The organism is Catellatospora sp. NPDC049609, assembly GCF_040675365.1.
GTDB lineage: Bacteria > Actinomycetota > Actinomycetes > Mycobacteriales > Micromonosporaceae > Catellatospora.
On the sequence record NZ_JBFAOU010000052.1, the window covers coordinates 1 to 21,134 of the forward strand.

Consider the following 21,134-nt stretch of genomic DNA (forward strand, 5'->3'; position numbering starts at 1 on the left):
CCAACACCATCGCCGCGGTAGAGGCGGGCGTACGCCACGTGCACTCGGCCAGCGGCGTGCCGCCCGCCGCGCCGACCAGTCAGGCGGCCGCACCGGCCGTGACCGGACGGCGCTCCTCGCCGGCCTGCCCGCTGATCATCTTGTGCCCCTCGTGCGACTCGAGCGTGGCGTCGCGCCCGCGGGTCACCTCGATGCGGCGCGGCTTGGCGCGCTCGGCGACCGGGATGGTCAGCGTCAGCACGCCGTCGCGGTAGTCCGCGCGGATCGCCTCGACGTCGAGGCCGTCGCCCAGCACGAGCTGGCGGCTGTACCGCCCGGACGGGCGCTCCGACACCAGGTAGGACGCGTCCTCGGGGTCGTTGCGGCGGCGCTCGCCGCGCACGGTCAGCGTGCCGTTCTCGGCCGACACGTCGAGGCTGTCGACGTCGATGCCCGGCATGTCGAAGCGGACCACGAACGTGTCGCCCGTGCGCAGGCAGTCCATCGGCATCGGCGACGGGGTCCGGGCCGTCCCGAACACCTCACCGGCGAGCCGGTCGAAGTCGCGGAACGGGTCGAAACGCATCATGATCAACACACCTCCCAGATGAGTGCTCCGGCAAGAACTCTCGCTTGCCTGACACAAATTCTAGTACGGCTGATGCAGATTTCAAGTCCCGACCGGAACACTTTTTCTGCGCTCACGAGCCGGGGCTGACCAGGCCGCTCTCGTACGCGAAGATGACCGCCTGCACCCGGTCGCGCAGCTGCAGCTTGGCGAGGATGCGCGCGACGTGCGTCTTCACCGTGGCCTCGCCCAGCTGCAACTGCGCCGCCAGCTCGGCGTTGGACAGGCCGCGGGCCAGCAGCACCAGCACCTCGCGCTCGCGCGCGGTCAGCGTGGGCAGCGCGCCGAAGTCCTCGCGCACGCCCGACGCGGAGCTGAACCGGTCGACCAGCCGCCGCGTGATCGACGGCGCCAGCAGCGCGTCGCCGTCGCGGACCAGCCGCACCGCGTGCACCAGGTGGTCCGGCGTCACGTCCTTGAGCAGGAACCCGCTGGCCCCGGCGCGCAGCGCCGCGTAGACGTACTCGTCCAGGTCGAACGTGGTCAGGATGATCACGCGGGTCGGCTCGCCCGCGGTGGTGGTCGCGCCGGTCGCGAGCAGCCGGCGGGTCGCCTCCAGGCCGTCCATGCCCGGCATCCGGATGTCCATCAGCACCACGTCCGGACGCACCCGCCGCACCGCCGCCAGCGCGGCCTCGCCGTCGCCCGCCTCCCCCACCACGTCGATCCCGGCCGCGGCGAGGATCATCGCGAACCCGCTGCGGACCAGCGCCTGATCGTCGGCGACCACCACGCGCAACTGCTCGCTCACGCCCCCACCTCGCTTCGCTCGCTCATGACGCCGCCGGGATCCGCGCGGCCAGCCGGAAACCGCCGCCCGGCGCGGCGCCCGCCTGCAGCGAGCCGTCGTGCAGCCGCAGCCGCTCGCGCAGCCCCAGCAGGCCGCGCCCGGCCCCCGGCCCGCCCGGCTCCCCCGTCGGCGGCTCGTTGCTGACCTCGACGAGCAGGTCCCCGCCGTCCCGCCGGATCTCCACCGCGGTACGCGCGCCCGGCGCGTGCCGCAGCGCGTTGGTCAGCCCCTCCTGCACCACCCGGTACGCCGTCAGGTCCACGCCCTCGGGCACCTGCGTGCCGTCGCGGCGCAGCGTGACCGGCTGGCCCGCGGCGCGTACCGCGTCGACCAGGGTGTCCAGCTCGCGCAGGCCGGGCTGCGGGTGCAGCCGGTCGTCGACCGGCGCCATCAGCCCCAGCAGGTGGCGCAGCTCGGCCATCGCGGACCGGCCGCTGTCCTCGATCGCCGACAGCGCGCCCGCCGCCAGGTCCGGGCGCTGGTCGATGACCTTCCCGGCCGCACCGGCCTGCACCACCATCACGCTGACGTGATGGCTGACCACGTCGTGCAGCTCGCGGGCGATCCGGGCCCGCTCCTCGGCCATCGCGGCGCGGGCGGTCGCCGCCTGCTCCTGCTCCAGCGCGGCGGCCCGGCGGGCCGCGGCGTCGGCCCGGTCCCGCGCGCTGCGCAGCGCGGCGGCGAACAGCCCGGCGGGCAGCAGCACCGCGAACGGGCTCGCCCAGCCCGGCATCTGCGGGATCGACTGGGCGAACAGGGCCGCCGCGACCACCGCCGCGACCACCAGCAGCCCTCCGGCCAGCCGCACGCTGCGGCCGTACGCCACCGCCGAGTAGGCGCAGATCAGCACCGCGATGAAGCCCGGCCAGAGCAGGCCGTCCTGGATGAGGAAGACGGCTCCGGCCGCCACGGCGAAGGCGGCCGGCGGCCACCGGCGGCGCCACGCCACGGCCGCCCCGGCGATGATGTTGACCAGCAGCATCCCGTCGTCGATCCCGCCGTCCTCGCGGTGCCCGGGCAGCTGCCCGTGCGGCGCGTCCGGCGCGATCGGTGCCCGCATCTCGTCGTCCCCGCTCGGGAACTCGGGGATCGCCGGACGCTCCGGCACCGGCGGGACCTCGACCATGCGGGACATGCCGGGCAGGTCCAGGTAGACCGGAGCCGGGGCGTCGCCGTGGTCTCCGGCACCGACCGCCAGCGCCCACACGATCCCGGCCACGACCAGCGCCAGCGCGAGGGCCAGGTCGGTCGGGGGCACCCCGAGGCGGGCGGGCAGGCGGCGCAGGAAGGTCGGCACGCCGCTAATTGTGCCCAGGTCAGCCCGGCACGGCGTCCGCCGTGATGACTACCCGGCTCATCATCGTGGCGGACTCCACCGCGCCAGGTTCGCTCCCGCGCCGGACGCGCCCGCGCACCACCTCTTCCTACGGTCACCAGGACCGATGTCCGACCTGGAAAAGGGGCAGCGAACATGACCGAACTGATCCGCCTGCGCGACGTGGCGAAAGCGTACGAGGCCGCCGGGCCCCCGGCACTGAGCGGCGTCGACCTGACCGTGCACGCCGGGGAGGCCGTCGCCGTCATGGGCCCGTCCGGCAGCGGCAAGTCCACCCTGCTCAACGTCATCGCCGGGCTGGACCGGCCGACCGGCGGCACCGTCGAGGTCGCGGGCGTGCGCGTCGACAAGCTGTCGGAGACCGCGCTGGCCCGCTTCCGCAGCGCCCACGTCGGCATCATCTTCCAGTTCTTCCACCTGCTGGACGAGATGACCGTGCGCGACAACGTGCTATTGCCCGCCCGGCTGGCCGGCATGCGCACCGCCCAGGCCCGCTCGCGCGCCGACGAGCTGCTCGAACGGCTCGGCATCGCGGGCAAGTCCGACGACTACCCGGCCCGCCTGTCCGGCGGCCAGCGCCAGCGGGTCGCCATCGCCCGCGCCCTGATGAACCGGCCGCAGCTGCTGCTGGCCGACGAGCCCACCGGCGCCGTCGACCAGCAGGCCGCCGCGGGCGTGCGCGACCTGCTGCACGAACTGTCCGCTGACGGCCTGACCCTGCTGCTGGTCACCCACGACCCGCAGCTCGCCACCGCCGCGGGCCGCCGCCTGATCACCATGCGCGACGGCCGCGCCACCGAGGCGGTGCCCGCATGACCACCCACCCCGACCAGACCACCGCCCACCCCGACCGGACGGCGCGGGCCGAAGGGTCCGCCGGGCGACCGCGGACGACCGGGCACGCCACCGACCGGCGGGGCCGGGGCGCGGGTGCGGTGTTCTCCGCCGCCCGAGCCGCGGTCGCCCGGCGGCGGATGCAGACGGTGATCGTCGGCGTGATCGTGCTGTTGTCGGCGGCGACGACCGTCCTGGGCATCGGGCTGCTGGTGTCGTCGCACGGACCATTCGACGACGCGTTCGCCGAGGCGCAGGGCTCCCACGTCACCGCGACCGTCCGCGCCGATGTGCCCGCCGAGCAGCTCGCCGCCACCGCCGGCGCGTCCGGCGTCGCCGCCGTCGCGGGCCCGTTCGACCAGGTGACCGCAGCCATCGGCGGCGTGATGGGGCCGCCCGGCCGCGAGTCCGTCATCGTCGGCCGCGGCGAGCAGCACGGGCCGGTGGACCGGCTCACCCTCAGCAGCGGCGCGTGGCTGAGCGGGCCGGGGCAGATCGTGCTCACCCGCCGCATGGCCGGGACGCTGCTCAGGGCCGGCAGCGAGGTCACCGTCAACGGGGTGAAGCTGCGCGTGGTCGGTTTCGCCGCGTCGGTCACCGGCACCGCCGAAGCCTGGGTGTGGCCCACGCAGACCGACGTGCTCGGCGGCGAGAACGCCGCGCGGCAGCTGCTCTACCGCTTCACCACCCCCGGCGCCGACGACGCCGCGCTGCGTGCCGCCCTGGCCACGGCCACGGCCGGGCTGCCCGAGGGGGCGGTCACCGGGGCGGTGACGTACCTGACGGTCCGGCAGGCGCTCAACCGGACCATCTCGGCCATCGCGCCGTTCGTGGTCGCGTTCGCGGTGCTCGGCATCGTGCTGTCGGTGCTGATCACGGTCAACGTCGTCAACGGCGCGGTAGTCTCGGGTTTTCGGACCATCGGCATCCTCAAGACCCTCGGCTTCACCCCCGGGCAGGTCATCGCCGTGTACGTCGCGCAGGTGCTGGTCCCGGCGGTGGCCGGGACGGTGCTCGGGGCGGCGCTCGGCGCCGGGCTGGCCGTGCCGCTGCTCGCGCAGACCGACGACGCGTACGGCGTTCCCGGCGACGGGGCCGGCGTGCCGCTGTGGGTGCTGGGCCTGGTGCTGGTCGTCGCGCCGCTGCTGGTCGCGCTCGCGGCGCTCGGTCCGGCGCTGCGGGCCGGGCGGCTGGCCGCCAACCAGGCGATCAGCGTGGGCCGCGCGCCGCGTACCGGCCGGGGGTTCCGGGCCCGCCGCGCGCTGACCGCGTCCCCGCTGCCGCAGCCGGTCGCGCTCGGGCTCGGCATGCCGCTGGCCCGGCCGTCGCGGGCGGTGGCGACGCTGGTGGCGCTGCTGCTCGGGGCGGTCACGCTGGTGTTCTCCAGTGGGCTGTCCGCGTCGATGAGCGAGGTGAACACCGCGTTCACCCGGATCGACGCGGTCACCGTGACGGTGCACATGCTGGTGCCCGGCGCGTTCGGGCCGGAGTTCGGCCCGCCCGGCGGCCGGCCGGACGATCCCGCCGAACCGGCCGAGGTCGCCGCCGCCACGGCCGCGCTGCCCGGCACCGCGCACTCGACGCTGCTGTACGAGGCCGAGGCGCGCGTCGCGGGCCTGGCCCAGGAGGTCCGGCTCAACGGCTACACCGGCGACGCGAGCTGGACCGGGTACCGCATCGCCGCCGGGCGCTGGTACTCCGGCGCGGGCGAGGTCGTGGTCACGTCGTACTTCCTGCGCCAGACCGGGTACGCCGTCGGCGACCGGCTGCACCTGCCCGGCGACCGCTCGGTGCTCATCACCGGGGAGGTCATCAACGGCAGCGACGGGTTCACCGTGATCGGCGACGCGTCGCTGGTCGACAAGCCGATGAACGCGCAGATCGAGGTCGCGCTCACGCCGGGCACCGACGCGGCCGCGTACACCAAGGCGCTGCAGGAGAGGTATCCGATGGAGTCGACCGGGGTGTACGTCGAGGACCGCAACGTCGGCGAGGACGGCGAGACGTTCCTGATCATCCAGACGCTGATCGCGACGCTGACGCTGCTGCTGGCGGTCGTCGCGGCGCTGGGGGTGCTCAACACGGTGGTGCTGACCACGCGCGAGCGCATCCATGAGATCGGCGTGCTCAAGGCGCTGGGCATGACGCCGCGGCAGACGCGGATCATGATCATCACCTCGATGGTGGGGCTGGGGCTGCTCGCGGGGGTGGTCGCGGTGCCGCTGGGCATCGCGCTGCACCACGCGGTGATCCCGGTGATGGGCGACGCGGCGAGCACCGCGCTGCCGCAGTCGGCGATGGAGGTGTACCAGCTCCGCGAGCTGCTGCTGCTCGGCGGGGCGGGCATCCTGCTCGCGGTCCTCGGCGCGCTGCTGCCCGCCGGCTGGGCCGCCCGCACCCGCGTGGCCACCGCCCTGCGCGCGGAGTAGCCGCACGAAGATCGCGGTTCGGTGTCACGAAGTGAAGCGAGACTGCGCTTTCCGACACCGAACCGCGATCTTCCACGGACGCGTCCAGGTGGGACCGTCCGGGGCAGCAGGTGGGCGATCGTTGCCCGATGATGGCCGGATGAGCCGGAACCGGAGCGTGCTGCGGGTGCTGCTCGTCGCCGCAGCGGCCACAGCGATGTCGCTGCTGGTCTGCCTCGGGGCGGGGCGCCTGGGCGTCGGGCCGTTCGGTGTGGTGGTGACCGAGCACCAGCCGCAGCTGGTCATCTTCGATCCGGTGGCCGACCCCGCGCACCTGTGGGTCCTCGTGGCCTGGGACAAGGACGGCTACTGCTCGGGCCAGTTCACCGTCGCGGCGAGCGAGACCGCGACGGAGGTCCGCGTCGGCGTCGTGACCAGTCGCGAACACCGCCGGGGAGACTGCGCGGGTCTCGGCTCGGACGGTACGGCGGCGGCGTCGTTGCAGCTCGCGAGCCCGCTCGGCGACCGTGCCGTGGTCCGGGACGCCGACGGCGTCCGCCTACCGGTGCGCGACGTCTGGACCCCCCACCCCTCGGCGGCGCCCACCCCCACCCCGTAGCGACCCACGGCCCCCGGAGCGTCCGTGGAAGATCGCTGTTTCCGGTCAGGATGTGTGGCTGGACTGGACTTGCCGACCGGAAACACGATCACCCCTGACCTGGGCCGATGGAGCGGCTCCGAGCCGGCTCCGAGGTGATTGATGTTGAACGTTCAGCAACCGGCACTGGTCTCGTTTCGGTAACACCCCTAGGCTCAGGTGATGCCGGGTCGCTTCAGAATCGTGGACACCGCGCCCGCCGTGCCCCCCGCACCCCCGCCGACGACCACCCCCGGGACCGGCACGGACGGCGGCGCACCGGGTCCGCGTGCCCGCGTACCGCATCGTGTGCTGATCGCGGCGCTGGCGGCGGCGGTGCTGGCGCTGACCGCGGTGGTCGCCTTCCAGTGGGGATCGTCCTCGTCGTCGCAGGCCCCCGCGGCCGCACCGGCCCCGTCGCCGTCGGCCGAGCAGCCGCTGACCGTGGGCGAGATCTACCAGACGCTGGCCCCTTCCGTCGTGTTCGTCAAGTCGACCGGCAAGAGCGGCACCGCGACCGGCACCGGCGTGGTCGCCAACGCCGACGGCTCCGTGCTCACCGCCCTGCACGTGGTCCGCGGCGCGAGCGCGATCGAGATCTCCTTCGCCGACGGCACCACCACCAAGGCCACCATCTCCGGCCAGGACCCGAAGCAGGACATCGCCGTGCTGACCCCGGCGCAGCTGCCGTCGGTGCTGGTCCCGGCGGTGCTCGGCGGTGGGGCCGCGATCGGCGACCCGGTGGTGGCCATCGGCAACCCGCTCGGCCTGGTCCAGTCGACCACCTCCGGTGTCGTGTCCGGCCTGGACCGCTCCATCGTCGCCAAGGAGGCGGGCGAGCTGGACGGGCTGATCCAGTTCGACGCGGCGGTCAACCCGGGCAGCTCGGGCGGGCCGCTGGTCAACGAGCGCGGGCAGACCATCGGCATCGTGGTCGCGCTGGCCAACCCGACCCAGGACGGCACGTTCATCGGCGTCGGCTTCGCCGTGCCGATCGGCGCGGCGCTGGGCGCCGACGGCCCTCGCCCCCAGCTGTGATCCCCCACCGAACCGATGAGGACGGACAGATGAGCACTCCCGGCACCCCCGGCCCGAGCACCGTCGAGCAGGTGCTGTACGAGGTCAAGAAGGTCATCGTCGGCCAGGACGCCCTGCTGGAGCGCCTGATGGTGGCGCTGCTGGCGAGGGGGCACATCCTCGTCGAGGGGGTGCCGGGCCTGGCCAAGACGCTGGCCGTGCGGTCGCTGGCCGAGGCGGTGGGCGGGCAGTTCCACCGGGTGCAGTTCACGCCCGACCTGGTCCCGGCCGACATCGTCGGCACGCGGGTGTATCACCAGCACAGCGGCGAGTTCCAGGTGTCGCTCGGGCCGGTGTTCACGAACCTGCTGCTGGCCGACGAGATCAACCGGGCGCCCGCGAAGGTGCAGAGCGCGCTGCTGGAGGTGATGCAGGAGCACCAGGTCACCATCGGCCGGGAGACGTACCAGGTGCCGGAGCCGTTCCTGGTGCTGGCCACGCAGAACCCCATCGAGAACGAGGGCACGTACGCGCTGCCCGAGGCGCAGGTCGACCGGTTCATGATGAAGGTCCTGGTCGGCTATCCGAGCCCGACCGAGGAGTTCGTGATCGTGGAACGGGCGGTGCAGGCGACCGCCGTGATCCAGAAGGTCATCGACCCCGAGCAGCTCATCGCGCTGCAGCAGCAGGCCGACCGGGTGTACGTCGACCCGTCGCTGATCGACTACGCGGTGCGGCTGACCAACGCCACCCGCGAGCCGGCCCTGGTCGGGCTCGGCGACCTGGCCCGCTACGTGACGTTCGGGGCGAGCCCGCGCGCGTCGATCAACCTGGTGCTGGCCGGGCGGGCGCTGGCGTTCCTGCGCGGGCGCGACTACGCGCTGCCGCAGGACCTGATCGACCTGGCGCTGGACGTGCTGCGGCACCGGCTGGTGCTGTCGTACGAGGCGCTGGCCGACGAGGTCAGCGCCGACGCGATCCTGGACCGGGTGCTGGCCTCGCTGCCGGTGCCCGAGCTCGCGCTGCAGGGCCGCTGAGCATGACCGCGGCCTCCGACCGGTTGCTGCGGCGCCTGGAGTGGCAGGTGCTGCGGCGTCTCGACGGCCGCCTGCAGGGCGGGCACCGCACGGTGTGGCGCGGCGTCGGCATCGACTTCGCCGACCTGCGCACCTACACCCCCGAGGACGACGTGCGCCACATCGACTGGAACGTCACCGCGCGGATGGACGAGCCGTTCGTGCGGCAGTACACCGAGGACCGCGAGCTCACGGCGTGGCTGGTGCTGGACCGGTCGGCGTCGATGCGCGTCGGCGGCGACGGGCACGGCAAGGCGTCGGTGCTGACCGAGCTGGCGCTGTGCCTGGCCCGGCTGCTGTCGCAGCACGGCAACCGGGTCGGCGCGGTGCTCTACGACAACGCGCACCAGCTGGTGCTGCCGCCGCGCAGCGGGCGTACGCAGACCCTGCGGCTGGCCCACGAGCTGGACCGGCCGGCGCCCGCGGGCAAGGCGGGCGCGACCACGGACCTGTCGGCGATGCTGCGGCTGGCCGCGACCACGGCGCGGCGGCGCAGCCTGTTCCTGGTGCTGTCGGACTTCATCGGCGAGCCCGGCTGGGAGCGGGCGCTGACCCTGCTGTCGCACCGGCACGAGGTGGTCGCGGTGCGCATCGTGGACCCGTCCGAGCTGCGCCTGCCCGACCTGGGCCTGGTGGTCATCGAGGACGCCGAGACCGGCGAGCAGCTGCTCGTCGACACCGGCGACCCGCTGCTGCGCCGGCGCTTCGCGGCGCAGGTGCGCGAGCGGGAGTCCGAGCTGGCCGGGACGATGCGCCGGGCCGGGGTGGCCGCGCACCGGGTCACCACGGACACCGACCTGGTCGACGCCCTGGTGGGCATGGTGCGGCACGCGCGGCGGAGGCCCCGATGACGGTCATGTATCCGAGCCTGCTCGTCTACGGCCTGGTGCTCGCCGCCGCCGCCGTCGCCGGGTACGTGGTACTGCAGCGCCGCCGCGCGTCCGCGCCGCGGGCGGTCGCGGTCGGCCGCACCGGGTGGCGGCGGCATCTGCCGTACGCGCTGTTCCTGACCGCGCTGACGCTGCTGCTGTCGGGCCTGTCCCGGCCGCAGGCCGAGCTGCCGGTGCCGCGGGTGGCGGGCACGGTGGTGCTGGTGTTCGACGTGTCGAACAGCATGGCCGCCGACGACGTCGCGCCGAGCCGGCTGGCCGCCGCGCAGAGCGCGGCCGAGGGCTTCGTGAAGGCGCAGCCGGACACCGTCGACATCGGCGTGGTCATGTTCGGCCAGGGCGGCCTGCTCACCCAGACGCCCACCGACGACCGCGACGCCGTGCTGGACGCGATCTCCCGGCTGACCCCCAGCGGCGGCACGTCGCTGCGGCAGGCGATCCTGACCGCGCTGGGCGCGATCGTCGGCGAGCCGGTGGACCTGCCCGCCGAGGACGATCCGGAGCTGCCCGACCTGGGCTACTGGGGCTCGGCGACGATCGTCGTGTTCTCCGACGGGCAGGACGACGCGCCCGCCGACGCCGAGGCGGCGGCGATGCTCGCGGCGGGTGCGGGCGTGCGCATCGAGACCGTCGGCATCGGCACCACCCAGGGCACCACCGTGGAGGTCGACGGATACCAGGTCGCCACCGCGCTCGACGAGCAGCTGCTGACCGCGCTGGCCGCGGCGACGGGCGGTTCCTACCATCCGGCGGGTGACGCCGCCGCCCTCAACGGCATCAGCGACGCGATCGACCTGCGCATCACCGTGCAGCGTGAGTCGGTCGAGCTGACCGGGCCGCTGGCCGGGCTCGCGCTCCTCCTGCTGACCCTCGGCGGACTGCTGATGATCCGCTGGTACGGAAGGATCGTCTGATGTCGCTCACCTGGCCGTGGGCGCTGGCCGCCCTGCTGGCGGTGCCGCTGCTGCTGCTGGTGCGCTGGTGGATGAACCGGCGCCGCCGCAAGCTGGCGGTGCGGGTGTCGAGCCTGGCGCTGATCCGCGCGGCGCTGCCCGGCCCGAAGCGGTGGCAGCGGCACCTGCCGGTGGCCCTGTTCGTGCTGGCGCTGCTGGCGCTGGGGTTCGCGGTGGCCCGGCCGCAGGCGTCGCTGCGGGTGCCGACCAGCTCCAGCTCGATCGTGCTGGCGCTGGACGTGTCGCAGTCGATGTGCTCGACCGACGTCCCGCCGAACCGGCTGACCGCGGCGCGCGAGGCCGCGCGGGAGTTCGTGCGGTCGCAGGACGACGGCACGCGGATCGGGCTGGTCGCGTTCTCCGGGATCTCCGGGCTGCTCGTCGCGCCGACCACGGACCGCGACGCGCTGCTGGACGCGATCGACGGGCTGCGTACGGCGCGGGGCACGGCCATCGGGCAGGCGATCCTGACCTCGATCGACGCGATCGCCGAGATCAACCCCGAGGTGGTGCCGATCGGCGTCGACCTGGGCGAGACGGTCCGGCCGGAGGGCGACGGCTACGTCCCCGACACGATCGTGGTGCTCACCGACGGCGCGAACACCCAGGGCGTGGACCCGGTGACCGCGGCGGAGCAGGCCCGCGGGCGCGGGCTGCGGGTGTACACGATCGGGTTCGGCACGACCGAGCCCGCGCCGATGGTGTGCAGCCCCGACCAGCTCGGCAGCGGCGGCATGGGCACCCGGCCGGAGTGGCAGGGCCGGTTCGGCGGCGGCCGCCGCGCCCAGCTGATCGACGAGGACACCCTGTCCGCGGTGGCCGAGCTGACCGGCGGGGAGTACTTCCGCGCCGAGGACGCCGACCAGCTCAACGAGGTGCTGACCGACCTGCCGAGCACGATCGTCACGCAGGAGCGCGACGTCGAGATGACCGTCTGGTTCGTGCTGCTGGGGGTGCTCGCGGCGGCCGGGGCGATCGGCTTGTCCCTGCGCTGGAACAAATCCTGACCGGCACCGTCCGGAAGCGACGGTCTGGCGCACGCGGGCGCGGATCGGCGAGGATGGCCCGGTGTGGGACCTGACGATCAATCTACTGGCGAGCGCCATCGCCGGTGTCGCGGTGTGGCTGACCCAGTACGCGCTGCGCCGGCGGCGGCTGCACCGGATGCGCGCGTTCTTCGGGCTGGCCGCCGAGGCGCCGTGCGTGTTCTTCGTGTCGCGGCATGCGTCGTCGCCGCATCCGAACAGCGTGCACCGGGTGGACATGGGGGCGCTGCTGGAGCTGGCGGTGATCGCCCGTGACTGCGGCAGCCGGCCGCAGATCGCCTCGTTCGAGGACCGGCCGCTGGGGCTGGGCGAGCTGACCGAGTTCTGCGTGGGCGGGCCGACGTTCAACCCGCGCACCGAGAGCCACCTGCGCCGGATGCTGCCCGGGGTCGGGGTGACCGGCGCGAGCCCGAACCCGCTGACGTTCACCATCGGCGGGCAGGTGTACGAGTGCACGCCGGGCTCCGTCGAGTACGTCCTGGTGGCACGGGTGTTCGGGCCGAACGGCGGGCGGCCGGTGTTCCTGCTGTGCGGGCAGACGGCGCTGTCGAACCAGGCCGGGGCGCGGCACCTGCGGGCGGAGTTCCCGAAGCTGGCCAGGACGTACGGGCAGCGGCCGTTCAGCCTGCTGCTGCGGGTGGTGGACACCGACTCCTACGGCCCGGCGGTGGTCGAGGTCGTCGCGGACGTGACCGCCGAGGCGGCCGCGCCGCTGCGCCGGCCGCAGGAGCCGGCCGCCGCGTGAGGCGGGGTGGGGCCCCGCCCTGGAGGTGGCGGGGCCCCGGTCCTGGTCAGGGCTGCTGGACCAGGCGGAAAGACTGGGCGCCGGTGCCGTTGCAGGCGTACTGCACGAGCTGGACGCTGTCGGCGGTGGACGCGGCGGGCACGTCCAGGCACCTGCCGCTGTTGCGGTTGACCAGGTGATACCAGCCGCCGCCCTCGGCGACGGGCAGCCACTGCTGGTTGAGGCCGCCGCTGTAGGTCCACAGCTGGATCGGCGCGTTGTCGGCGGTGGACACGTTGGTCACGTCGAGCGACCGGGCCGCGTTGAGCCGCACGTTGACCCGCACGTGCCCGCCGCTGGTGGGCTGGAACTGGTACTGCTGGGCGTGGGAGCCGTTGCAGGCGTACTGCTGGATCGCGGTGCCGTTGGCCGACGCGGCGGCGCGGGCGTCGACGCACTTGCCGCTGTTGCGGTTGACGACGCTGTACCAGGCGGTCGGGGAGATCGGCCCGGCCGACGGCGACGGCGAGGCCGGCGTGCTGGGGCTGGGGCTCGGGTTGGCCGGGGCGCCGCCGAGCCACAGCAGGCCGTCGATCAGCCAGCGGTTCTGCGTCTCGCTGGCGAACGTCGAGGACAGCCGGGTGTTGGTGCTGTAGTTCATCGCGTTGTGGCCGAAGTTGGCGTACAGCATCCGGTAGTCGCGGTTGGTCCAGATGATCGGGTGGTGGCCGCCGTACCAGGTCTGGTTCGGGTCGGTGCCGACCGGGTAGGACGCCGGGTCGATCGACGCCAGGATGTCGATCTTCGGGTTCTGCCGCAGGTCGTTGCGCCAGGAGTACCACTCGCTCACCGCCGAGGGGAACGTGGCGGGCAGCCGGACCGTGGACGGGTGCGTCCGGTTCTCGGTGCGCAGGGTGACCGCGGTCGGCCCCCAGGTGTTCGACACGAACGCGCCGGTGCCGAGGAAGGTGTTGTAGTACCAGCTCCACGTGTTCGGGTCGGTGTTGAACGCGGTGACGTGGAAGCCCATCCACGCGCCGCCGTTGCTCATGTACTGCTGGAACGCCGCCCGCCGGTCCGCCGGCGGCGCATCGTCCAGGAACATGATCACCTTGTACTGGGCCAGGTGCGCGGCGTTGAGGCGGCTCCAGTCGGTGGTCGCCTCCCAGGAGAAGTTGTGCTGCGCGGCGGCCTGCGGGAACCAGGCCAGCGCCTCTTTGTCGAAGTCGATGTGGGCGGCGTCCCAGGTGCCGTTGTAGAAGGCGAGCACCTTGAACGCGGGCGCGGCCTGCGCTCGGCCCTGGCCGGCGACGAGGCCGGTGGCCAGCGCGGTGAGCAGGGCGAGCAGGGCGGCCAGCCACCAGCGTGCGGCGTGCAGGATGGATCGAGACACGACGGGTCCTCCGTTTTCGTCCGTGACGGGGCGGAACGGGTCCTGCCCCACCAGGCGCACCTGGAAGAAACCGTTCGTAAACATTCTTAACTGCAAATGGACGGATAGGCAAGATGGTTCGCCTATTCTGCGGCGGCTCACCTCGCCGCCGCCCGGCCATCCTTCCGCCCCACTTAATAAAGTAGTACGGTGATTTTATGAATAGCGAGCCCGCAGAGCACGCCGAAGCCACCGAACGGCGGGTCAAGTCCTACAACCTGCCCACCGAGCTGGCCGAGTACGTGGAGCGCAAGGCCGGCCGGCGGGGAGCCTCGGCATACATCAGCAACCTGATCGCCGCCGACCGCCACCGCGACCTGGTCCGCCAGGAGCTCGCCGAGTTCGGCTACACCGGCGACATGGAGATCACGGATGAAGGCCGCGCCCGCGCCCGCCGCCGCCTCAACCGTCACGCGGCGAGCAAGGCGGCGCGCGCCCAGCAGCAGGCCGCATGAACGTCGGCCTCATCTTCGACACGAGTGCCCTGCTCGCTCACGTACGCCTGGAGCGGCTGTCCGCCGGCGAGCTCGTGGGCGAGGTCGCCGAGAACGGCGACCTGGTCGGCGTGCCGTCGCTCGCGGTGCTCGACGCCCTGCCGCACCTGAAGCAGGACGACCGGGGCCGGCTGGAGCGGCTGGTCGGCGGCGAGAGTCACACCATCGTGGTGCTGCCGCTGACCGCCGACGACGTCCTGGAGGTGGACCGGGTGGCGTCGCTGATCACCGGCGGCTGGGGCGCCGCACAGGCCGTGATGGCGGCCAACCGGCACGGGGTGCTGCTGGCCACGACGGCGCCGGCGGATCTCGGCATCGGCGTGGTGATCCACGCCGACGACGTCGACGTGCTCTCCTGATCCCCGGCACGGCGGGCAGGACGGCGCACCGAGCGGCATGACGTCGCGGGGCGGCACGGACCGGGCGGACCGGAAGCGCTTCCAACCGCGGTCAGCCCCGTGCGGTAGCCGACGCTGACGGGCATCCGCTTGAAACCTTCGTGAACATCCGATCCCGCATTAGCCAATGTGGACGCGGCTGCCTACACTGAACTGGAAGCGCTCCCGGGAGTCCGGCGACAGAGGGCAGTCGCCGGCCAGAGGTCCAGGTGGCACGCGCACGCCTCCAGCGGCGATCGACGCGGGGAATGCGGTGCATCGGATCCGGCGATGCCGCCCGCGACCCCCCGGGAGCGCTTCCAGAACCGATCCGCGTACGGGCCGCGGATCGCCGCACCCCGCGCTAACCTTTGCCCACCGCGCTTCGAGGAGTCCGACCGCACCATGGGGATATCCCAGCCCGCACGCCAGCCCACATTGGACGAGGTAGCAGCCCTGGCCGGGGTGTCCCGGTCGGCCGCGTCCCGCGTGATCAACAACGCCCCGCACGTGAGCGCGGCCAAGCGGGAGGCGGTGCTGCGCGCCGTCGCCGAGCTGGGCTACGTGCCGAACCCCACCGCCCGCGCGCTGGCCACCAGCCAGGTCGGCTCGGTGGTGTTCGCGGTGACCAACGACAACCCGGCGGCCTTCGGTGATCCGTTCTTCGCGCAGGTCGTCCGCGGCGTCAGCACCGAGCTCGCCAAGACCGACCTCGAGCTGATGCTGGTCGTGGCGCCGTCGCCGCACGGCCGCGAGCGGCTGCGCCGCCTGGTCCGGGCGCGGCGGGCCGACGGCGTGATGCTGATGGCACTGTCCGGTGACGACCCGCTCGCGCACCTGGCCGAGGAGACCGGCGTCCCGGTGGTGTTCGGCGGCCGCCCGCTGCACGTCGAGCCCCGCTGGTACGTCGACGTCGACAACCGGGCCGGCGCCCGGCTCGCGGTCGAGCACCTGATCCGCACCGGTCACCGCCGCATCGCGACGATCACCGGCCCGCTGGACACCGACGTGGCGACCGCGCGCCACCGGGGTTTCCGGGACGCCATGGCCGAGGCGGGCCTGTCCGCCGACCGGGTCGCCGCGGGCGACTTCACCGAGGCGGGCGGGGTCGCCGCGATGACCCGGCTGCTCGACGCGCACCCCGATCTCGACGCGGTGTTCGCGACCAACGACGCCATGGCCGCGGGCGCGCTGCGCGTGCTGCGCGCGCACGGCCGGGACGTGCCCGGCGACGTCGGCGTGGTCGGCTTCGACGACCTGCCCGCGGCCAGCCACACCGACCCGCAGCTCACCACGGTCCACCAGCCGATCGAGGCGCTGGGCCGGGAGATGGCGCGGATGCTGGTGGCGCTGCTGGCCGGCGAGCGCCCGTGCCCGATCATCCTCCCGGCGCGGCTGGTCCTGCGCGACTCCGTCCGGCCCCGCGCAGTCCCCGCCGGGGAAGCCGCCACAGGCCGCTGACCAGCCGGTACGGCACCGTGTCGGACCGTCGCTCCATCCTATGGGGAAGGCGCGCCTCCTCGGGCAGGACGGTGGAGCCGCGAGGCTATCCTTACGGTTCGTAGTGATCGATCTTCGTTCTGGGGAGGGCGGATGTCCGGTTCCGTGGACGCTCCGATGCCGAACGTCGCGCCCCTGACGGCACACGATCCGCGCACCGCGGGGCCGTACCGGCTGCTCGGCCGGCTGGGGCAGGGCGGGCAGGGCGTCGTCTACCTGGGCGTGGACGCCGACGACCGCCGGGTGGCGGTCAAGATGCTCACCATCGACCTGCGCCACGACTCACGTGCGCGGGCCCGCTTCGCCAAGGAGATCGCCGCGGCCCAGCGCGTGGCGACGTTCTGCACCGCGCAGGTGCTGGAGGCCGAGCTCGACGCCGAGCCGCCGTACGTGGTCAGCGAGTACATCGAGGGCCCGACGCTGCACCGGCACGTGCGCGAGCACGGCCCGATGTCCGGCAACTCGCTCTACCGCCTGGCCGTCGGCACCGCCACCGCGCTCGCCGCGATCCACCAGGCGGGCGTGGTGCACTGCGACTTCAAGCCCGACAACGTGATCCTCGGCGGCGACGGCCCCCGGGTCATCGACTTCGGCATCGCCCGGGCGCTCGGCTCGGAGACGATGACCGGCAACGTGATGGGCACGGTGCCGTACATGGCGCCGGAGCGGTTCCACAACGTCGACGTCGGGCCGAGCTGCGACGTGTTCGGCTGGGCGGCGACGATCGGGTTCGCCTCGTCGGGCCGGGGGCCGTTCGGCCACGACTCGATGGCCACGGTGATGGCGCGGGTGCTGAACGAGCAGCCGGACCTGCGCAACCTGTCCGGGCCGCTGCTCGACCTGGTGCAGGCCTGCCTGGCCAAGGACCAGCACGCCCGGCCGACCGCCGAGCAGGTGCTGCTGCGGCTGCTCGGGCACGGCGCGGTGCCGCTGAACGCCGCGCTGCGCGAGGGCAGCGACGCCGCGACCAGCGTGGCCATCCCGGCCCCGCCCGCGACCACCCCCGCGAGCCCGCCCACGGTCACCGCACCGCCGCCCACCCCACCGAGCCCACCGGCGACCGCCTCCGCCAGTCCGCCGACGGTCACCGCACCGCCGCCGACCCCACCCCCGACCCCGCCGCCGACCCCGCCGACGGTGCCCGCGCCGCGGCTGCCCGTCGATCCGCGCACCACGGCGCCCGCGGCCACCGTCGCCGGCCCGCGTCAGGGCGTGCCGGAGTTCGCCGCGGGAGCCGCCCCGGTGCTGCCGCCGCGGCGCGAGGCGTCCGCTCCGGGCACGCCGCCGGGGTCCACCCTGCCCACCGGCTACGAGCCCGTCGGGCCGCGTCCGCCGTCGCGGCGGCGCCGTTGGCCGATCGCGGTCGCCTCGCTCGTTGCCGTGGCGCTGGCCGCCGGCGGCTACCTGTACGGGCGCTTCGGCGGCTTCGGCCCGACGGACTGCGTACACCTGGACGTGGTCTCCTCCACCGAGAAGAACGTGCAGGTGGAGAAGCTGGCCGAGCGGTACAACGACAGCGGCCGGGAGTTCGGCGACGAGTGCGCCACGGTCAACGTGTACGGCCTGACCTCGGGTCAGGCGATGGAGGCGCTGGCCGGGACCTGGGCCGAGATCGCCGGGGCGAGGATCCCGGAGCCGCAGGTGTGGCTGCCCACCTCGACGCTGTGGACCGGGCAGCTGGAACTGCTCGACAAGGCGAACAAGCGCGATCCGCAGACGCCCGCCACCGTCACGTTCCCGTCGATCGCCAACAGCCCGCTGGTCATCGCCGTGCCCGCGACCAAGGCGAGGGTGCTCAAGGATCGCGGGCCGCTGGGCTGGGGCGACATCCTCGGCATGTCCGGCGAGCAGGGCTGGGCGTCGTTCGGCAAGCCGGAGTGGGGGCGCTTCACCTTCGGCAAGGACAACCCGAACCTGTCCACCTCGGGCCTGGCGGCCACCATCGCGGCCTACTACGCGGCGTCCGGCACCTCCAACGACCTGACCGAGGCCGACGTGCGCTCCTCGGGCGTGACCCGGTTCGTCCGGCAGATCGAGGCGAACGTCTCGCACTACAGCGACGACGTGGTGGATCTGCTGCGCTCACTGGCGGCCGTGGACCTGTCCAGGGTGGAGGGCGGTCCCGCGTCCGACCTGAGCGCGATCGTCACCCAGGAGGAGCTGGTCTACCTCTACAACAAGGGCCAGCTCAGCCCCACCGGCAAGGCGCCGAACGAGCCGCTGGTGGCGCTGTTCCCGAAGGAGGGCACGTTCAACCTGGACCACCCGTACGTGACGCTGCCCCGGGCGGACGCGGCCCAGCGGCGGGCGGCGGCGGACTTCCTGAAGTTCCTGCAGGAGCCGGCGCAGCAGGCGGAGTTCGAGGCGATCGGGTTCCGCAACCACGAGCGGGCCGCGGCGCCGGATCTGGTCGACACGGTGGGCGGGCAGGAAGCCGCGGCGAAGTACTTCGAGCCCCCGGCGCCGGACGTGGTGCAGGCCATCAAGAGCGGCTGGGCGACGCTGCGCAAGAAGGCCAACATCATGATGGCGGTGGACGTCTCCGGTTCGATGACCGCGCACAAGGTCGGTGACCGCACCCGGCTCCAGGTGGCCGTGGAGGCCGCCGCGGACGGGATCGCGCTGCTCAACAGCGAGGACCGGGTGGGGCTGTGGGCGTTCTCCGACCGGCAGGGCGGTGACCGGCTGCCCTGGCGCGTGCAGGTCCCGCTGTCGCGCCTGGACAAGGACGCGTACGCGGCCAAGCTGCGCGCGATGAAGCCGGGCGGGGAGACCGCGCTCTACGCCACGGTGCGGGCCGCGCACCGGTACATGCTGGCCAACTACGACAAGACCCGGGTCAACGCGGTGGTCGTGCTGACCGACGGCCGCAACGAGTACGACGCCGATGACGACCTGGCCAAGCTGCTGCGCGACATCGCGCTGGACCCGGACAAGCCGGTGAAGGTGTTCTGCATCGCCTTCGACAAGGGCTCGGACCTCAAGACGCTCGACGCGATCGCGAAGGCCAGCGCGGGCAAGGCGTTCGACGCGCAGGACCCGATGATGCTCGACGAGACGTTCGTGAAGCTGCTCAGCAGCTTCTGACCAGGGCCGGCACAGCAGGACGCCCACCGTCCATTGACGGTGGGCGTTTTGTGGCCGTACCGTGAGAGCGCTCTCTTACCGAGAGCGCTCTCGCAGCCGGCCCGCCGCGAGAGCGCACCACCGCCCGGCAGCCCACCGGGCGACGCCCCGAACCGCCGTCCCACTCCCGGAATGCGAGGGCTATTGATGCGTACCCGAAGAAGGGTCTTCGGCGCACTGACCGCGCTGGCACTGGCCGTGCCCGCGGCCGTCGCCGCCTCCGCCGCGCCCGCCGTGGCGATCGGACCCGATCCGCTCCCCGTCACCATCACCAACAACACCGGCCGCGGCGACGCGGTGTACCTCTACGTCATCGGCGTGCAGCTGAGCACCGGCCGGCTCGGCTACGTCAACGCCGCGGGCGCGTTCTCGCCGTGGACCGGCGGGCAGCTCCCGCCCTCCCCCGCGCCCGACGTGTCCATCGCCGGACCCGGCAACGGCGGCAGCACCACGATCCGCTTCCCGCGCGGCTTCTCCGGGCGGGCGTACTTCTCCATGGGCGAGAAGCTGAAGTTCTTCCTCACCCCGGACGGCCTGGTGCAGCCCGCGCCCTGGGCGGGCGGCGACGCCAACGCCAACATCCTGTTCGACTGGAGCGAGTTCACCTACAACGACGCCGGGCTGTGGCTCAACAGCTCGCAGGTGGACATGTTCGCCATCCCGCACGCGGTCACGGTCACCGGCGCCTCGGGCGCGACGAAGCGCACCGGCGACGTGGTGTCCAACGGCCGCGACAACGTGATCAACCAGATCCGGGCGCAGTCCGGGTGGGCCAACACCGTCCGCACCCGCTCCGACGGCACGGTGCTGCGCGTGCTCGCCCCGGGCAAGGCCGCCGACGCCGGGCTGTTCAGCGCCACGTACCTCGACGGGTACATCACCTCGGCGTGGAACGCCTACACGAGCAAGACGCTGACCGTGGTGCCGTTCGGCGACCAGCCCAACACCCGGTTCTTCGGCCGGACCAGCGGCAACGTCATGAACTTCACCAACAGCGCGGGCCAGCAGGTCGCCTCGTTCAACAAGCCGACCAGCGCCCACGTGTGGGGCTGCGACGGCAACCTGCACGCGCCCAACGACCTGGTCGTCGGACCGATCGCGCGCACCCTGTGCGCCGCGCTCAACCGGGGCACGCTGGGCACCATCGACACCCAGCCCAGCACCAACGCCGCGCAGTTCTACCAGAACAGCCCGACCAACCAGTACGCCAAGATCATTCACGCGAACATGGCGGACGGCAAGGCGTACGCGTTCGCGTTCGACGACGTCGGCGCGTTCGAGTCGCTGGTGCACGACGGCGACCCGCGCTCGGCGAGCATCATCCTGAGCCCGTTCGGCGCGGGCGGCCCGCCGCCCACCGGCCCGATCTCGCCGACCACCTGGTACAGCGTGGTCAACAAGACCAGCGGCAAGTGCGTCGACGCGCGCTCGTCGGGCACCGCCAACGGCACCGCGATCCAGCAGTACACCTGCAACAACTCCTACGCCCAGCAGTTCCGGTTCACCCCGACCAGCAACGGCTACGTGCGGGTCGAGAACCGCAACAACCCCGCCCAGGTCATCGACGTGAGCGGGGTGTCGACCGCCGACAACGCGGTGCTGCACCTGTGGGCGTACGGCGGCGGCAACAACCAGCAGTGGCTGCCCGTCTCCGAAGGCAGCGGGTACTACCGCTTCACGGCGCGGCACAGCGGCAAGTGCGTCGACGTGCCCGCCGCTTCCACCGCCGACAGCGTCCAGCTCGTGCAGTACGCCTGCAACGGCACCGGCGCGCAGTCGTTCCGCCTGGTCGCGCAGCCCTGATCCAGCTCGCGCGGCCGACGGCCGTCCCGCCCCTGCCCGGGCGGGGCGGCCGCTCTGCTCCCGGAGCCGCCGCGCTCCCGGAAC

General features: G+C 73.2%; 18 protein-coding genes. 14 read left to right on the forward strand and 4 right to left on the reverse strand.

Features of this window, described 5'->3' with window-relative positions:
* Window positions 1-79: 79 nt before the first annotated feature.
* The 3 genes from AB0J67_RS16845 to AB0J67_RS16855 all read right to left on the reverse strand — a co-directional run bounded on the left by AB0J67_RS16845 (window position 80) and on the right by AB0J67_RS16855 (window position 2,694).
* Window positions 80-568, reverse strand: coding sequence for an Hsp20/alpha crystallin family protein (locus tag AB0J67_RS16845; protein ID WP_363482824.1), 489 nt, complete (start codon window positions 566-568; stop codon window positions 80-82).
* Between the two features lie 112 nt (window positions 569-680).
* On the reverse strand, window positions 681-1,358 hold the full coding sequence (locus AB0J67_RS16850; protein ID WP_363482827.1) for a response regulator transcription factor: 678 nt from the start codon (window positions 1,356-1,358) through the stop codon (window positions 681-683).
* Between the two features lie 22 nt (window positions 1,359-1,380).
* Entirely contained in the window at window positions 1,381-2,694 is a 1,314-nt protein-coding gene (locus AB0J67_RS16855; RefSeq protein WP_363482830.1) for a histidine kinase, read from the reverse strand.
* Between the two features lie 174 nt (window positions 2,695-2,868).
* On the opposite strand from AB0J67_RS16855, the gene AB0J67_RS16860 reads away from it, so the two are divergent.
* The 9 genes from AB0J67_RS16860 to AB0J67_RS16900 all read left to right on the forward strand — a co-directional run bounded on the left by AB0J67_RS16860 (window position 2,869) and on the right by AB0J67_RS16900 (window position 12,339).
* Entirely contained in the window at window positions 2,869-3,549 is a 681-nt protein-coding gene (locus tag AB0J67_RS16860) for an ABC transporter ATP-binding protein (protein ID WP_363482833.1), read from the forward strand.
* Window positions 3,546-5,996: an ABC transporter permease gene (locus AB0J67_RS16865; protein ID WP_363482835.1), complete on the forward strand. Its 2,451-nt coding sequence runs from the start codon at window positions 3,546-3,548 to the stop codon at window positions 5,994-5,996. The genes AB0J67_RS16860 and AB0J67_RS16865 overlap by 4 nt, the downstream gene beginning before the upstream one ends.
* Window positions 5,997-6,135: 139 nt before the next feature.
* The gene (locus tag AB0J67_RS16870; RefSeq protein ID WP_363482838.1) at window positions 6,136-6,594 is read left to right on the forward strand and encodes a hypothetical protein; all 459 of its coding nucleotides are present in this window, start codon (window positions 6,136-6,138) and stop codon (window positions 6,592-6,594) included.
* A gap of 201 nt (window positions 6,595-6,795) precedes the next feature.
* Window positions 6,796-7,650, forward strand: coding sequence for a trypsin-like peptidase domain-containing protein (locus AB0J67_RS16875; RefSeq protein WP_363482841.1), 855 nt, complete (start codon window positions 6,796-6,798; stop codon window positions 7,648-7,650).
* A 29-nt stretch (window positions 7,651-7,679) separates the two neighbouring features.
* The gene (locus AB0J67_RS16880) at window positions 7,680-8,666 is read left to right on the forward strand and encodes a MoxR family ATPase (protein WP_363482844.1); all 987 of its coding nucleotides are present in this window, start codon (window positions 7,680-7,682) and stop codon (window positions 8,664-8,666) included.
* 2 nt (window positions 8,667-8,668) lie between these two features.
* Window positions 8,669-9,556 (forward strand): DUF58 domain-containing protein, encoded by an 888-nt coding sequence (locus AB0J67_RS16885; protein WP_363482847.1) that lies wholly within the window; start codon window positions 8,669-8,671, stop codon window positions 9,554-9,556.
* The gene (locus tag AB0J67_RS16890; RefSeq protein ID WP_363482850.1) at window positions 9,553-10,509 is read left to right on the forward strand and encodes a VWA domain-containing protein; all 957 of its coding nucleotides are present in this window, start codon (window positions 9,553-9,555) and stop codon (window positions 10,507-10,509) included. Before AB0J67_RS16885 ends, AB0J67_RS16890 begins: the two co-directional genes overlap by 4 nt.
* Window positions 10,509-11,555, forward strand: a complete 1,047-nt coding sequence (locus tag AB0J67_RS16895) for a VWA domain-containing protein (protein WP_363482853.1) — start codon at window positions 10,509-10,511, stop codon at window positions 11,553-11,555. The genes AB0J67_RS16890 and AB0J67_RS16895 overlap by 1 nt, the downstream gene beginning before the upstream one ends.
* Before the next feature lie 61 nt (window positions 11,556-11,616).
* On the forward strand, window positions 11,617-12,339 hold the full coding sequence (locus AB0J67_RS16900; RefSeq protein WP_363482856.1) for a hypothetical protein: 723 nt from the start codon (window positions 11,617-11,619) through the stop codon (window positions 12,337-12,339).
* Window positions 12,340-12,385: 46 nt separating this feature from the next.
* Here the strand turns inward: AB0J67_RS16900 and AB0J67_RS16905 are convergent, their stop codons facing one another.
* Entirely contained in the window at window positions 12,386-13,711 is a 1,326-nt protein-coding gene (locus AB0J67_RS16905; protein ID WP_363482859.1) for a ThuA domain-containing protein, read from the reverse strand.
* Window positions 13,712-13,908: 197 nt separating this feature from the next.
* Here AB0J67_RS16905 and AB0J67_RS16910 point away from each other — a divergent pair, with 197 nt between their 5' ends.
* From AB0J67_RS16910 to AB0J67_RS16930, 5 genes are all read left to right on the forward strand, one after another.
* Window positions 13,909-14,205: a hypothetical protein gene (locus AB0J67_RS16910; RefSeq protein WP_363482862.1), complete on the forward strand. Its 297-nt coding sequence runs from the start codon at window positions 13,909-13,911 to the stop codon at window positions 14,203-14,205.
* On the forward strand, window positions 14,202-14,603 hold the full coding sequence (locus tag AB0J67_RS16915) for a hypothetical protein (protein WP_363482865.1): 402 nt from the start codon (window positions 14,202-14,204) through the stop codon (window positions 14,601-14,603). Before AB0J67_RS16910 ends, AB0J67_RS16915 begins: the two co-directional genes overlap by 4 nt.
* A 423-nt stretch (window positions 14,604-15,026) precedes the next feature.
* The gene (locus AB0J67_RS16920; RefSeq protein ID WP_363482868.1) at window positions 15,027-16,082 is read left to right on the forward strand and encodes a LacI family DNA-binding transcriptional regulator; all 1,056 of its coding nucleotides are present in this window, start codon (window positions 15,027-15,029) and stop codon (window positions 16,080-16,082) included.
* A 132-nt stretch (window positions 16,083-16,214) separates the two neighbouring features.
* Window positions 16,215-19,208, forward strand: a complete 2,994-nt coding sequence (locus AB0J67_RS16925) for an extracellular solute-binding protein (protein ID WP_363482871.1) — start codon at window positions 16,215-16,217, stop codon at window positions 19,206-19,208.
* A gap of 186 nt (window positions 19,209-19,394) precedes the next feature.
* Complete coding sequence (locus AB0J67_RS16930) at window positions 19,395-21,050, forward strand: beta-1,3-glucanase family protein (protein WP_363482874.1); 1,656 nt, start codon at window positions 19,395-19,397, stop codon at window positions 21,048-21,050.
* Window positions 21,051-21,134: the final 84 nt, after the last annotated feature.

Coding starts and splice junctions, on each gene's coding strand:
- AB0J67_RS16865 (WP_363482835.1), top strand. CDS start 3,546: ATGACCACCCACCCCGACCAGACCACCGCCCACCCCGACCGGACGGCG.
- AB0J67_RS16910 (WP_363482862.1), top strand. CDS start 13,909: ATGAATAGCGAGCCCGCAGAGCACGCCGAAGCCACCGAACGGCGGGTC.
- AB0J67_RS16895 (WP_363482853.1), top strand. CDS start 10,509: ATGTCGCTCACCTGGCCGTGGGCGCTGGCCGCCCTGCTGGCGGTGCCG.
- AB0J67_RS16915 (WP_363482865.1), top strand. CDS start 14,202: ATGAACGTCGGCCTCATCTTCGACACGAGTGCCCTGCTCGCTCACGTA.
- AB0J67_RS16860 (WP_363482833.1), top strand. CDS start 2,869: ATGACCGAACTGATCCGCCTGCGCGACGTGGCGAAAGCGTACGAGGCC.
- AB0J67_RS16875 (WP_363482841.1), top strand. CDS start 6,796: ATGCCGGGTCGCTTCAGAATCGTGGACACCGCGCCCGCCGTGCCCCCC.
- AB0J67_RS16885 (WP_363482847.1), top strand. CDS start 8,669: ATGACCGCGGCCTCCGACCGGTTGCTGCGGCGCCTGGAGTGGCAGGTG.
- AB0J67_RS16925 (WP_363482871.1), top strand. CDS start 16,215: ATGTCCGGTTCCGTGGACGCTCCGATGCCGAACGTCGCGCCCCTGACG.
- AB0J67_RS16930 (WP_363482874.1), top strand. CDS start 19,395: ATGCGTACCCGAAGAAGGGTCTTCGGCGCACTGACCGCGCTGGCACTG.
- AB0J67_RS16920 (WP_363482868.1), top strand. CDS start 15,027: ATGGGGATATCCCAGCCCGCACGCCAGCCCACATTGGACGAGGTAGCA.
- AB0J67_RS16880 (WP_363482844.1), top strand. CDS start 7,680: ATGAGCACTCCCGGCACCCCCGGCCCGAGCACCGTCGAGCAGGTGCTG.
- AB0J67_RS16890 (WP_363482850.1), top strand. CDS start 9,553: ATGACGGTCATGTATCCGAGCCTGCTCGTCTACGGCCTGGTGCTCGCC.
- AB0J67_RS16870 (WP_363482838.1), top strand. CDS start 6,136: ATGAGCCGGAACCGGAGCGTGCTGCGGGTGCTGCTCGTCGCCGCAGCG.
- AB0J67_RS16845 (WP_363482824.1), bottom strand. CDS start 568: ATGATGCGTTTCGACCCGTTCCGCGACTTCGACCGGCTCGCCGGTGAG.